Raw genomic sequence first — 13,631 nt, forward strand, 5'->3', positions numbered from 1 at the left:
GCGCAAAATGTCCGGGACCAAAATCCTCTGGGGGCAGATTTTCGTGGTCGGCTCGATCGTTCTGCTGGCCATCTGGGGCGCGACCGAGTGGACCGCTTGGCGGTTGGGCTATCAGCCAGAGCTTGGTCGGCCCTGGCTCGAGCTTTCGGGCTTCAAAGTCTATTACCCCCCGGTCTTCTTCTGGTGGTGGTTTGTCTATGACGCCTATGCGCCCGGGGTGTTTGTTGAGGGAGCCTTTGTCGCGGCCTCGGGGAGTTTGGCTTCGATTGCAGTGGCGATCTTTATGTCGGTCCGGCGGGCACGTGAAGCCAAGATTGTCGAGACCTATGGCTCGGCTCGCTGGGCGGAGGCGCAGGAGGTGAGGGCGGCCGGCCTGCTCGGGGCGGACGGTGTGGTGCTTGGCAAACTTGACCGTGACTACCTCCGCCATGACGGTCCAGAGCACGTGCTGTGCTTCGCGCCTACGCGGTCTGGCAAAGGTGTTGGCCTGGTCGTCCCCTCGCTGCTTGCATGGCCCGGCTCGGCCATCGTGCACGACATCAAGGGTGAGAACTGGCAGCTGACCGCCGGCTTCCGCGCGCGGCAGGGCCGGGTCCTTCTGTTTGACCCAACCAACCCAAAATCTGCAGCCTACAATCCGCTCCTGGAGGTTCGACGCGGGGCATGGGAGGTTCGCGATGTCCAGAACGTCGCGGACGTACTGGTCGACCCCGAAGGCTCGCTCGATAAGCGGAACCACTGGGAGAAGACCAGTCACTCGCTTCTGGTTGGCGCCATCCTTCATGTCCTCTATGCCGAGGCGGATAAGACGTTAGCCGGCGTGGTTGGCTTCCTGTCCGACCCGAAGCGGCCGATCGAGGCGACCTTGAAGGCGATGATGACGACGCCGCACCTCGGCGACCAGGGCGTTCATCCCGTAGTCGCCTCGACCGCGCGTGAGCTCTTAAACAAATCGGAGAACGAACGCTCGGGCGTCCTGTCCACCGCGATGTCCTTCCTGGGTCTCTATCGCGATCCCGTGGTGGCCGAGGTGACGCGCCGATGCGACTGGCGCATCGCTGATCTGACTGCCGATGCCCGTCCCGCCTCGCTCTACCTCGTGGTGCCGCCCTCCGATATCTCGCGAACCAAGCCATTGATCCGTTTGGTTCTGAACCAGATCGGCCGCCGCCTGACCGAGGATTTGCACGTCAGTGATCGGCGGCATCGAGTCCTGATGATGCTTGACGAGTTCCCGGCGCTTGGGCGTCTCGATTTCTTCGAGTCCGCTCTCGCCTTTATGGCGGGCTACGGCATCAAGGGCTTCCTGATCGCGCAATCGCTCAATCAGATCGAGAAGGCCTATGGACCCAACAATGCCATTCTCGACAACTGCCACGTCCGCGTCAGCTTTGCCACGAATGACGAGCGCACCGCCAAACGTGTGTCCGATGCGTTGGGTACCGCGACCGAAATGCGGGCGACGAAGAACTACGCCGGGCATAGGCTGAACCCCTGGCTTGGGCACCTCATGGTCTCACGGCAGGAGTCCGCGAGGCCGCTACTGACCCCTGGCGAGGTGATGCAGCTTCCGCCAGGAGATGAGATCGTCATGGTCGCAGGCATAGCGCCAATCCGGGCGAAGAAGGTGCGCTACTACGAAGATCCGGCGGTTCACCGAGCGGGTAATGCCACCGCCCGACCCAAGCACCGCCGGCCGGTCATTGCGAATAGACGGATGGTCCACGAGTCAGCTTCCTACGACAGCGGCGGGGTCGGCCACCCTTGCCGGCGGTGCCACGGAGGACACGGCCAACAGCGGGCTCCGTCTTGAACCAGAACTTCCCGATCACGTTGCAATCGCCAAGGAGGTGACTGAACCGACCCCGGCGGAGGAATTTGCGGCAGTTCTTGACGATGACGATGATGCGATCCGCCAGTCTCGTCTACTACGCCAGCAAATGCGCGGCCTAGCCCGCCAGGTGACCATGGACCCAAATGACGGTATGGAGCTGTGAGGTTCAATGCGCAACCGTATGAACGTCTATTTCCCTCCTGAGCTGCTCAAGCAGATCTCGGATCTTGCCGATCGCAAGAAACTCTCTAGGTCGGCGATCGTGGAAGCCGCAGTGGCCTCGTTTCTGTCGCCAGACGGCGCCGACAGGAGGGAGGCAGCATTTACACGCCGCCTTGATCATCTTTCACGCCAGATGCAGAGGCTCGAGCGCGACGTCGGTTTGACCGCCGAGACACTAGCTTTATTCATTCGCTTTTGGTTGACGATCACGCCGCCATTGCCCAACGACGCGCAGGCAACCGCGCAATTGAAAGGCCGGGAACGCTTTGAAGGTTTTGTCGAGACACTCGGACGCCGTCTACAAAAAGGGCAGAGCTTTCTGCGTGAGATTCCGGAAGACATCGTTCATCAGGACCCTCTGTAGTGGGGAAGCCCTGAGAAAAGAGCATCACTCGTATCGAGCGAAGCTACCGCTTCTCGAGCGAAGCTACCGCTTCGTTTTATGGCTTCCTCAGCCAACCTGTCCAACTCCGTGGCGAGGCGCAGCCTAGTATTTTTGTGCGGACGGGGCGATCACGTCTATTGACCAACGCCTTCGTCCTTATCCGCGGCCGAACTGGGTCCAATCACCTAGTTGCCATTCGGCCGCGGACCAAGGACGAATACGACAACTATATTGGCATCTTCGATAGTTTGATCAAACTGAAGCCAGTTTCAACCGAATTGTACGCACTCTGCTTGGAGGGCTTCGATACTGATGAGAGCTACTGCGATGGCAGTCGTAAGGAGGGCATCGGATACTTTAATTACAGGAGCGTCGATTTCGCACATCGACAAACGATCGTGTCGACGCTTCGCATGAAGTCTCTATCCACTTTCATTATTCTACCGGCCAACTCGGATTATGGGTCGTTCGAAGAACGGGTGACCGCTACCATCGGTGACATCAGGGAGGATTTCGGAATAACATCGGCAAGATGTGCCTCCAGGCGATCTACACAGCAACCCGTCAGTCCATGTGTCCAGCGTCGTGGCAAGAAGTACGATTGACGCGATCCTAAGCGCAGAAGCAGCAAAAGCCGCTCAGGTCTCCGGAAGCACCCCCACGACATGAACCGGGCGCAAGCTTCGCCCGGAAGGGGATGGGATTTTTACCAAATCAGCGGTGGACTGTCCGTTAGTTTAGCAACCCGGACCAGAGCTGAGCCGCATTCCTTGGTCAGGAAGGCCGAGATCCGCCGCATCCTGGCGGAGCGGGACCAATGAAGCGCCGCCGTCGACTGCACCGGAAGCGTGCCCGGCAGTGGCCAGCATTCGGGTTGTCTTACTGCGGCTGACAAGAGCGACCTAGATCGGTAGGCTGGTCTTCTACACCCAGCTTACCGGTTCTGATGATGAGGGTTTTGGCGGTCGTCGCCTTGCTACTACTGCCAACCAATCCGCTCCGCGCCGGCGCCACGATCGTGGGTGCCGGCTCGCAGTCGTGCTCGGCTTGGACGAACAGAACCAAGAACGCGGTAGTAAAAGGCGCTTTCGAATCCTGGGTTGTTGGCTTCATCAGTGGTCTGAATGTTAGCGGCGATAGAGAAATTGTCGGAGGCGGTGACTTTACAGCGATAGTTGCGTGGATGGACCAGCGCTGTCGATCGCGTCCGACCGACCAAATTGGAGTCGCAGCTCTAGCCCGCCCTATTCGTGAGAGCGCGGTATTTTGGTCCGACTGGTGCATCCGCACACCTCCGCTGACGAGGCGCACAGGATTGCCTTCGGCTTTTCACCGCCTGACGACCGGTACTTTGCAACGCGCTTGAGGGATGGGTTGGGTGAACGCGGGCGGACGCCCCACCGGTCAAGGACCGAGCGGCAGCAGCGCGCCGGGCAAGCTGCGGATCAGGTCGGCTTCGGGACATGCCGCGGCGAACGCAAGGCGAATGCGGCTCTTGGTCTCGACAACCCGGGCGGCGATTTTCAAGAGCCGAAGACGCAGCGTCGCGAACTCGGCAGTGGCCAATTCCCGGACTTTGGGAATGGCGTCGCGCACGGTCAGCATCAGCCAATAAGCGGCGGTATGGAGAACGAGGCGGACTTGATTGGCGAGCGCCGAACGGCAACTGGTGCGATCGGAGGCGAGCTGCGTCTTATGCAGCTTGATCAGATTCTCGGCTTGGCCGCGCGCGCAATACAGGCTGTCGTAGATCCACTCGGCCGAGCCGACATCGAGGCTGGTGACGACGAAGCGGATGTCGAGGCCGAGCATCGTCGCCTCAATACGGGCGACGGTGCGTCGTTCGCGATCCCAGGACTTTGCCTTGTGGCGCGTCTCGGTATAGCCGCGCAGAACCGGCAGGTTCTCGATGGCGCGTCGCGTGCGGATGTCGTCGGCGACCGCGTCGACTTTTCTGGCGAGCGGCTTGGTGCCGGACAGACCGAAGATGTAGTCGATGCCGTTGGTCTCGCACCACGCCATTGCCTCCGGCCGGGCATAGTGCCCGTCGCCACGGAACGTAATTCGCGTGTTGTGCCACCGCGTCCGGATATGCCGTACCAGGCGGCGCAGATGGGCACGCACCTCGACGCCGCCCGGCGTCTTGCCGGGCCGCAGCACGACCGCCACGGGCCGGCTCTTCTCCGTGTCGTAGACGTGGATCGGCAGGAAGCAGCGTTCGTCATAATGAGCGTTGAACAGCGAGAGCTGCTGATGGCCGTGGACGACATCGCAGGTATCATCGATGTCGAGCGTGACGGATGCCGGCTCGCGCGGGTAGCTATCCATCCATGCGTCGACCAAAGTGTAGGTCAGTCGGATCACGTCGCGCAGGCGCGGAGCATTCTCCAGACGCGACAGCGTCGGTTGGGAACACAGATCGCGACCCGTGTCCGGCAGCCGTCCGCAGGCCAGCTTGAATGCCGGATCGGACCGCAGATGATCGAGGTCGTCGGCGTCCTCGTAGCCGCAGCAGATCGCGAACATGCGCGCGCGGAACATATCGACAAGGCTGTGCACGACCCGCGTCGGATCGCGCCGATCCGGGAACACCCGGGCCAAATTGTCGGCCAAGCCGAGACGCCGCTCGGCCATCGCCAGAAGCATCACGCCCCCGTTCGAGGTCAGCCGACCGCCATCGAAGGCAGCTGTGACTTTCTTGGCGTGAACGGCTGGAAACGAGAAGGGCAGAATCGTATCATCGGTCATGGCGGGCCTGGTGTTCGCGGCTGAAGGTGATGGGGTTGGCTTTGCAACCGAATCCTACGCCGCATCAGCGCTTTACACCACGCTCGCCAGCCTCTCAGGCGCCCTCTGACGAATAAGACGGGCTAGATCTCGCGATGGAATTGGCTGGCAACGCAGCGAAGCGCTGACCCGCCGGCGGTCTGCTTCATCCGCGGTTCGACCAAACCCATTCCCGTGATGTCACGAGATTTCGACTGGCTCCAACGCCGCTAGCGTCCATATAGTTATGGTTGGGTGGGCAGTTGGACCTCAGGAGATCGTTGATGGCCAACCCCGTAGACCTTCGAGACCGCGCGGCCATGTTTGAAAAGCGTGCGGACGAGGCAAAGGATGCAATTTCCCGAGCGCACTATCGGGAGATGGCCGCGCACTATCGTACGCTTGCGGTAGAGCATTCCGAAATCATGCGCGCTGACGCTTAGCGCAAAGGCGTTCGTGATATAACCCGTCCACGACCGGGACACCCGGGCGTAATCTACAGTCCAAACTCCCGCCGGCTCACGCGGTCGGCGGGTTTTTTATGCCCGCTCCTCCAGATCGGCGATTGACCCGAACCGTGACGTTGGGCAGAAGTAGTATTTTACGCTCGTGCAGTCGTTGGTAGCAGTCAATTTCCGTGGGCAAAGAATTTTCCCGTGCGTCGCAGGTGCGGCGCGCGGCAATTTATTCGGTTGGGATGGCGGGCGGAGTGGCGCTCGCGCTGCTCGTTATGTTCGGCCTGCTCGACGATGCGATCGAGATGCGATTGTACAAAAATTGCCTAAGTGTCCGACCGAAAAATAAGTTGAGTGATATCAGCGAGTTCTGATTCCATCGGTGTTGCGAAGCATCAAAGGGATCGAGAATGTGGACTGATATCACCCGGGCACAGTTTGCCCGAGAGGAGCTGCGTTTGCCAAGCGACTTGACGGATGCGGAATGGGGCGTGCTGGAGAGGTTGCTTCCTGTGCGGGCCAAGCGCGGGCGGCGCCCGAAATGGAGCTATCGCGACATCGTCGAGGCAGTACTCTATCTGCTGCGCGGCGGATTGCCGTGGCGCATGCTGCCGCCCACTCTGTTTCCACCAATGACCACGGTGCAGTACTATTTCTACCAATGGCGCGACAGCGGATTGTGGCAATCGATCAACCACGCACTCCTGATGCTGGCGCGCGAGGCGATCGGCCGGGAGGCCTCGCCGACGGCCGGCGTGATCGACAGCCAATCGGTCAAGACCACGGAAAGTGGCGGCCCTCGCGGCTACGACGCGGGAAAGAAGATCAAGGGTCGAAAGCGCCACATCGTCACCGACACCCAAGGGCTCCTGGTCGGAGCGATCGTTCACGCTGCCGACGTCCAGGATCGTGACGGCACGCCAGATGTCCTGTGCAGCATTCGCTACCGCTTCCGGGGATGTCCCGATCGCTGTTGAACTACGTCGGGTCGACGTTGCCGGAATGAATATTACGCAGCCCTCGTGACGTGGGCAACGGACTTGATTGTCATGCGATCGTGGTGAGCTTGAAGGGCCGCACGCAGAACCGACAATTGCTTATGCGCCTTCAATCGTCGGAAGCCCTTGTTGGCCTCGATCATACCGGCCGCGACCCATCGCAAGGCCATACCGGCATCCCGCCAGCGTTTAACGTTGCGCGTGACGCGGCGAATGGTGCCCATCATGTTCTCGGCGATATTGGTACAGGCGAGCGATCGGCGAAGCTCCTTCGGCAACTTCAACCGGACGACAGTCAGGATTTCGTCGAGGCCTTCGAGGATACTGGCCGCAACGCCGGGCCATTGCTGGTCGAGTCGACGCGCGAGATTGCGGATCAATTTTTCAGCCTTGTCGGCGTCATCGAGCTCCCAGGCCTGGCGCAGCACCCGGCGGGTGGCCGCATGATGCTCTTTCGGCAGGCGTTCCATGATGTTGCGCGCCTTGTGGATCTGGCAGCGCTGGATCGCAGCGGCCGAACCGAAGGTGCGGCGGATCGCCTTCGACAACGCCTTCGCGCCGTCGGCGATGAACAGTCTTGGCACCGTCGGGTCGAGCCCGCGCGAGACCAGGTTGTCCAGCAGGGCCTGAACCGTTGCTGCATTCTCGGTCGCCCCTTCCACCAGCGCCAGCGGATGCTTGTTGCCTTCGCCGTCAACCCCGATCGCGGCCACCAGCACGAGATCGTCGTCGAGATGCAGCCCGTCGATTTGGACCACCAGAAGGTCGAGCGCGGACAGATCGGCAGCCATGAAGTCGGCCAGCCGCGCCGCCGACAGAGCCACGAACCTCCGCGAGGCCGCCGACTTCGAAATCCCCGATCCGGGCGGTGCCGGCACGTCACCCTCGGGCAGCCGGACGGCGCGGCCGAACCGGCGCGTCGACACATTGATCAGCATCAGGTTCATCGCCCAGCGACCGAGCCAGTCCTCCTGCGCCGCCGTTTCCCAGCTCGGGATCGTGACCTCGCGGCCGTCCATGCCCCGGACCCGCGGGCGACCGACCTCGATCTTGCCGCCGTGGAAACCGATCCGCCCCCGCGTTCGGCCCCAACGGTGCGCCCGCCGCGCCGCATCACGACCGTGGCGCGGCCCGCAGGCCGCTGTCACATCCGCCTCCATCATCGTGCCGAGCGCCTCGATTCCTGCCGCAAGGCAGAACCGATCGAAGCTCGCTCGCACTTCCGCAAATGATTTCTCCACAGCCCCGGTCGCCGGCCAACCAGCCGGTGTGATATCTCTCGTCATGGCGTTGCTCTCCTTTGTGGAATCAGCACCCCGAGCCTACCGGCTCAAGGTGGGCAACGCCGACCTCTTCAGAAATTCAACAGAACCCGGGACATCCCCACCGCTTCCCCTGGCTGCGCCATATCTTCGCCGATGGCGGCTATGCCGGCGAAAAGCTCAAGGCGGTGCTGGAAAAGATCGGCCGGTGGACTGTCGAGATCATCAAGCGCTCCGATGCCGCACAGGGCTTCGAGGTGCTTCCGCGCCGCTGGGTGGTCGAACGAACCTTCGCCTGGTTCGGCCGCAACCGCAGATTGGCCAAGGACTTCGAGCGAACCATCGAAAGCGCAACTGCCTGGCTCTTCCTCGCCTCTGTCCAACTCATGACAAGGCGCATCGCAGCGATAAAAACAGCAATGCAATTTTGAGTCAGGCTCTAAGGGCTCACCGGGACCTGCCAATGGCCTGCCTAACTGAGGAGCGGGCCTTACGGCTGGGATTTTACACGCCGTAGTGTTTCGGCGACCAACAACGACCGACACGCGTCCCTGCCATCAAAGGAGCGCGGGAACAAATGCCGTCGCGGCTGTTCATTTGTAAGCGTAGCTCTGCGGCCCTTTTGAATGGCGCTTGACGCCTATTTTGTTCGCGTGGCGCGTCGCCGCGGCTTCCTTGTGTCGGACAACGCGTTGACGGCGGCTTCGAGTGCCTTCCGGTCGACGACGTTGGGATCGAACCGCTCCGGGCCCCAGAGGCGCATGTGTCCGTGCTCGGGATGGGCGGGGTCGCTGATGGCGGCGAGGTATTCGGCATAGCCTGGCGCACCGCCGACGTCTTCCGGAGGACAACGACCGGCGGCCTCGAGCAGGAAGGGAAGCCCCTCCGTCGTGGTGTTCTCGAACCATTTTTCGAGCTTGATCACATGGTCCCAGCTGTCGCCGAAGTCATAGAGATAGTGGATCGTCTTGGCGCCGGTCTCGCGAACGATATCGCACAGCCGCGCTTTGCGGGCATCCATGGGCTGGTGACCGTAATCATTGTCGGGGTCGGGAATCCCCCAATGTGCCTCACCAGCAAAGAACTCGAAGAGGTGACTGTTCGTCCAGCCGAATGCCTCCTGAAGCGTCAGATGCAGCCGATCAAGGCGCAGGGTGACGGGTACGACAAGGCGACGCATCACCTCCGGCTTCACATCCTTGAGGGTCACCTTGATCCGGACCGCGGTCGTGTTCAGGCTCATGCCGCCAGCCTCGGATCGCGTGTATGCATCGTATAGGTCGACGCCCAGGGAAGCAGTTCGTCCAGTCGCGCTGCAGGCCAACCATTGACGAGCTTGGCGAGAACGTCAGCGAGCCAGTGCTCGGCACTGACGCCATTGAGCTTACAGGTCTCAATGAGCGAAGCCAGCAATGCCCAATTCCCGGCGCCTTCGTCGCAACCGGCAAAAAGAGAGTTCTTGGCGTTGAGCTTGATCGGTCGCATCGCACGCTCGACAGCATTCGTGTCCATTTCGATGCGCCCATCATCAAGATAGAGCGTCAGGCCGTCCCAATGACGTAGTGCATAGCGCAAAGCCTTCGCCGTGTCGCTCTTCTGCGCAAGGTGATCGAGCTTGGCCTCAAACCACTGCTTCAAGGCTGCAACCAGAGGCCGGGTATGCGCTTGTCGGCCAGCACGGCGCTCGTCCGCAGATCGGCCGCGGAGGGCCTTCTCGACCGCGTAAAGCTGGGCGATGCGCTCAAGAGCCTCGCGGGCAACCGGAGCTGGCGCAGGCGCAGCCTCCCGCTCGATCTTCACAAACTGGCGCCGCAGATGCGACCAGCAGAAGGCGAGCGTCCCGGACAGGGCGTCCGCACGCGTCTCTCGGGTCATGGTCTTGTAAGCCTGATAGCCGTCGCAGTGGATGATGCCGCGATAGCCCTCCAGCAGCCGCAAGCCATGAACGGCGCCGCGGCCCGGTGCATAGGCATAGACTACCCCAGGCGGATCAGGTCCGGCCCAAGGCCTGTCATCGCGTGACAGCGCCCAGAAGTAGCCGGTTTTTGTTCTGCCGCGCCCCGGATCCAGCACCGGCGCCGGGGTCTCATCGACACAGAGCTTCGAGGAGGCGAGCAGAAGCTGGCGCAGACGATGCCACACGGGCTTCAATTCCTGGGCGGCATAGCCGACCCAGAAGGCGAGCGTGGAACGATCCAGCGCTATTCCGTGCGTCGCCAGCATCTGCACCTGGCGGTAAAGCGGCAAATGCCAGTGATACTTGGCATCGATCACATGCGCGACCAGCCGCTCGGTGGGCAATCCTCCCCTGATCAATCGCTCGGGAGCCGCGTGCTGCAGGACGACGCCATGACAGGCGCGGCAGGCCAGCTTGGGACGGCGGGTGATGATGACGCGATACTGCGCCGGAACGACGTCGAGCCTCTGGCTCTCATCCTGACCAATCTCGAAGAGGTTGCCCTTACAAGACGGGCAGCAGCTCTCGGCCGGCATCATAGTCTCGATGACGCGCGGCAAATGCTCCGGCAGCTGACCACGGTTGGCTCTGCGCGCGGCAGCTCTCTTCTCGCCTGTTTTGGGATTGGCACGATTCTCGGCGGCTTCGAGAGCCGCAACGGCCTGATCGATATCCTCCAGAACAAGCTGCAGCTGATCAGCGTCCAGCTTTTCCGAGGACCGACCGAACTGCGCATCTTTCGCAAGCTTGAGCAACCGCTCGAGCCGGGCGCAGCGATCCAGCAGAGCCGCGGCAAAGGCACGCAACTCGGCTGGATCGCTCGGTAGCTCATCAGGCAAATCACTCATTGGCCCGAGCTTGCCATGCTTCGCGTCACGATGCAGCGATGATTTGCATTTTTACGCAAGCGCTTTCGGCTGCGGGATCCGAGGCGCGTGCATGCGCGTCCAATCCATGCCGGCCAGCAGTGCTGACAGCTGGGCCCCATTCATCCGCATCACACCGGCCACGATGGGTGGCCATTTGAAGCCGCTGCCATCGAGCCGCTTCCAGTACATCACAAGGCCGCTGCCATCCCAGACGACGATCTTCACCCGATCGGCGCGCTTCGCACGGAACACCACCGCCACGCCCTTCATCGGGTCATGGCCCAGCGTATCCTTCGCCAGCAGCGCCAAGCCCTCTGCACCCTTCCTGAAGTCCACAGGTTGCGTCGCCACGTAGATCATGAGGCTCGCCGGCATCGTCAGCATGAACGTGTCCGTCGCAGCGCAATGAACACATCGCTCAACGCAGCAAGGCCAGGCGCCCCGCGCACCTCCACGCGCGCGCCCTGGAACTCAACCGTAACAATGGCTGCTTCCGGCGAACCGGAGGGCTCTGCGGCCGCAGGCAACGCTAATTCCGACACCACCGGCACGAACGACAGCGTGTCCGCCGACGCCGGCAATACCAACTGGCCCAAACGCGCCCGGCGCCGCCAATCATGCACCTGCTGGGGCCGGCAGCCATGGCGACGAGCGACGTCTGTTACAACCGCCCCCGGTTCGAGGCTTTCCGCCGCAATCTGCGCCTTCAAATCATCCGGCCAGCGCTTTCGACCTGCGCCAGCGAACACTTCAATACGCGGTGACAACGGTCGTCTTATGTCGTCAGAATGGTCGTCCATTGTGAGCACCCTTCCAGAAGATGACTCTTCTAACGGTGCTCTCAAGACTCCGCACAAACAATCAGACGGGCCTCGGCGCTACGCTTACGTTCATTTGCATCTGCCTCGCGATCAGTCTGGGTTGTGTCGCCTACATTGCGACGCGGCCGGGATTTCAGTTCACGACGACGCTTGAACTGCTCAGGCAGGAGTGCCACGGCGATGAAGAATGTGCGCAAAAGCTCGAGGCGCAACGTAGAATCAACATAGCTGACACGATAGACAAAATGGGCGAAGCAGCCATCGCCAAGCAGGACGCCCTAAAGCGGAGTTCGACTTGTGCCAAACGCAACAATGCGTGCTCGTCGTCCGTTAAGAATCCGAATTGAGCGGGATGGGACATGTGAACGTGCGCCATATCCGGATCAGGAACAGGTCCAAGAAATCTCTCAGCCAGGCGAGGATGCGGCGGAAGTTGTGGCCTACGGCGGAGAGGACGACGTTGGCGGCGTCTCCTGCGCGGCCTTTGAGGTAGCAGCGCCCGAGGTGACCTTCGGCCTTCAGGTGTCCGATGATGGGCTCGATGGCGGATCGGCGGCGCAACTCGCGCTTGATGATCCCGAAGACGCCGCGCTTCTGGCCGGAGATGAAGACGCGACGTGGATTTTGAGCGTCGTGGCCGCGATACCCCTTGTCGACATAGGCCCGCTCGATCGGACAGCCGGTGAGTGCCTCGGTGCGGTCGATGACGTCGCGCAGGGTGTGACCGTCATACGGATTATCGGGCAGCGCCCTGACGTGTAGCACGAACAGACCGCCGGGAGCTCGGCGGTTGTTGGTGACGATGGAAGCCTTGACGCCGAACTCGTACGGCGCGGAGGCCTTGCCCTTGCCGATGCACTCCACCTCCGGGGCATGGAAAGAATAAAGCTTCCAGCCGCGTTGGCGCTGCTGCTGCGAGCGGATCTGGCTGGCCCGGCCAAGCGGAAGGGCGAACGCCTCCTCCAGGGCTGGCTGGCCGTCGATCTTGCGGCGGATATCGCGGATGATCCGGCCGAGCCTTGAGCGCAGGATACGCAACTGCCGCTGATGCCGCCTGAATTGTTTGGCATGGGCGTAGCGGCCCGCCATCATCGCGGCGGCCTTGGCGATCCGAGAATAGGACTGCCGCAGCCTGACGCCGTGCCTTCTCGCCAGGCGATTGAGCCCCTTGATGGCCGCATGCAGCAGCTTGGCGTCGGTCGGAAAGGTGATGGCCTTTGGCTGCACCGTGGTATCGACCGTGACCCGCTTGAGGTCCTGGCCGCGTAACGCGCCGGCCTCGTGCGCCACCCGCAGGCTCTCGGCCAGCAGCAGTTCCAGCTTGTCGCCGAGCCGCTTGCGCCAATGGCTCAGGTCCGATCGCTCGTGCGGGAAGGCGTGCTGGAAGAACTCTTCGCCGGTGAAGTACTGGAAATACGGGTCGTGGACCCAGCGCTCGCAAATCCCCTCATCGGACAGCCCGTAAATCTGCTTGAGCAACAGCAGCCCGATCATGAAGCGGGTCTCGATCCCCGGCCGGCCGTTCTCGCTGTAGAGCGGCGCGATCTCGCCGTCGATCCAGTCCCAATCGATCTTGCCGGCCAACAGAACCAGCTCGTGCTTCAGATTGATGATCTGGTCCAGCCGCGCCCGGAACAGGTCGTTCGATCCCGTCGTCTTGTGCTTCTTCGGTCGCATCGTCCCCTCCGATGCAACACAGAATCATGGTCCGCTGCGAAAGGGAATCTGGAGGGTTCTGTGAGGTCGCGCTCACGCGAGGGCGCGGCAGGCGCTTATGACGCGACCTCATTGAAGCCGGATTGAACGAAGGCGCGGGAGGCTATTCGCGGTTTTGCAGCTATGGGGATTGTTCGAGATCGCCATGCCCGATCTGCTGGCTCGGCGCGTGAGGCAGAGACACAGGAGTGCGCATCCTGGAAGAGTTGAGATCAGACGCGCTTCGCCTGAGATCGCGATAGGCCTTTTGCTGCATCGGACGGTTGTTGTCGCGCAGTGTGACAGCACGGATTCGACATCGTCCGCGATGATCGAGACGCTGGGAGCGAAATGACGAATGATGATC

General features: G+C 61.7%; 10 protein-coding genes and 3 pseudogenes. 6 read left to right on the forward strand and 7 right to left on the reverse strand.

The genetic code is table 11. The features are described from left to right. Positions 1–7: 7 nt before the first annotated feature. Together HAP41_RS15890 and HAP41_RS15895 are read left to right on the forward strand one after the other, a co-directional pair. Positions 8–1,997, forward strand: a pseudogene (locus HAP41_RS15890) (conjugal transfer protein TraG). 6 nt (positions 1,998–2,003) lie between these two features. Beyond that, the gene (locus HAP41_RS15895) at positions 2,004–2,420 is read left to right on the forward strand and encodes a ribbon-helix-helix domain-containing protein (protein ID WP_038958611.1); all 417 of its coding nucleotides are present in this window, start codon (positions 2,004–2,006) and stop codon (positions 2,418–2,420) included. 1,425 nt (positions 2,421–3,845) lie between these two features. On the opposite strand, the gene HAP41_RS15900 is transcribed toward HAP41_RS15895, so the two are convergent. Then, entirely contained in the window at positions 3,846–5,189 is a 1,344-nt protein-coding gene (locus tag HAP41_RS15900) for an IS1380 family transposase (RefSeq protein ID WP_166053720.1), read from the reverse strand. 302 nt (positions 5,190–5,491) lie between these two features. Here HAP41_RS15900 and HAP41_RS15905 point away from each other — a divergent pair, with 302 nt between their 5' ends. The 3 genes and pseudogenes from HAP41_RS15905 to HAP41_RS15915 form a co-directional block, all read left to right on the forward strand. Next, positions 5,492–5,650, forward strand: coding sequence for a hypothetical protein (locus tag HAP41_RS15905; protein WP_157789193.1), 159 nt, complete (start codon positions 5,492–5,494; stop codon positions 5,648–5,650). 194 nt (positions 5,651–5,844) lie between these two features. Beyond that, positions 5,845–6,036: a hypothetical protein gene (locus HAP41_RS15910; protein WP_166099987.1), complete on the forward strand. Its 192-nt coding sequence runs from the start codon at positions 5,845–5,847 to the stop codon at positions 6,034–6,036. A gap of 36 nt (positions 6,037–6,072) precedes the next feature. Beyond that, positions 6,073–6,615: pseudogene (locus HAP41_RS15915) on the forward strand (IS5 family transposase); the annotation flags it as partial. Between the two features lie 56 nt (positions 6,616–6,671). Here HAP41_RS15915 and HAP41_RS15920 read toward each other — a convergent pair. Then, on the reverse strand, positions 6,672–7,946 hold the full coding sequence (locus tag HAP41_RS15920; protein ID WP_166080342.1) for an IS256 family transposase: 1,275 nt from the start codon (positions 7,944–7,946) through the stop codon (positions 6,672–6,674). Between the two features lie 98 nt (positions 7,947–8,044). Here HAP41_RS15920 and HAP41_RS15925 point away from each other — a divergent pair. After that, a pseudogene (locus tag HAP41_RS15925) lies at positions 8,045–8,353 on the forward strand (transposase); the annotation flags it as partial. Between the two features lie 209 nt (positions 8,354–8,562). Here the strand turns inward: HAP41_RS15925 and HAP41_RS15930 are convergent. From HAP41_RS15930 to HAP41_RS15950, 5 genes are all read right to left on the reverse strand, one after another. Beyond that, positions 8,563–9,165 carry a plasmid pRiA4b ORF-3 family protein gene (locus HAP41_RS15930; RefSeq protein ID WP_166055583.1) on the reverse strand — a complete coding sequence of 201 codons (603 nt, stop codon included), beginning with the start codon at positions 9,163–9,165 and terminating at the stop codon, positions 8,563–8,565. Continuing rightward, positions 9,162–10,727 carry an IS66 family transposase gene (gene tnpC, locus HAP41_RS15935; RefSeq protein ID WP_166099966.1) on the reverse strand — a complete coding sequence of 522 codons (1,566 nt, stop codon included), beginning with the start codon at positions 10,725–10,727 and terminating at the stop codon, positions 9,162–9,164. The genes HAP41_RS15930 and tnpC overlap by 4 nt, the downstream gene beginning before the upstream one ends. A gap of 51 nt (positions 10,728–10,778) precedes the next feature. Further along, positions 10,779–11,132 carry an IS66 family insertion sequence element accessory protein TnpB gene (tnpB, locus tag HAP41_RS15940; protein WP_166065968.1) on the reverse strand — a complete coding sequence of 118 codons (354 nt, stop codon included), beginning with the start codon at positions 11,130–11,132 and terminating at the stop codon, positions 10,779–10,781. After that, entirely contained in the window at positions 11,126–11,548 is a 423-nt protein-coding gene (gene tnpA, locus HAP41_RS15945) for an IS66-like element accessory protein TnpA (protein ID WP_166055731.1), read from the reverse strand. The genes tnpB and tnpA overlap by 7 nt, the downstream gene beginning before the upstream one ends. Before the next feature lie 351 nt (positions 11,549–11,899). Further along, complete coding sequence (locus HAP41_RS15950; RefSeq protein ID WP_166053956.1) at positions 11,900–13,246, reverse strand: IS5 family transposase; 1,347 nt, start codon at positions 13,244–13,246, stop codon at positions 11,900–11,902. Positions 13,247–13,631 lie beyond the last annotated feature (385 nt).

The sequence above is a fragment of the Bradyrhizobium barranii subsp. apii genome, assembly GCF_011516635.5.
GTDB lineage: Bacteria > Pseudomonadota > Alphaproteobacteria > Rhizobiales > Xanthobacteraceae > Bradyrhizobium > Bradyrhizobium barranii.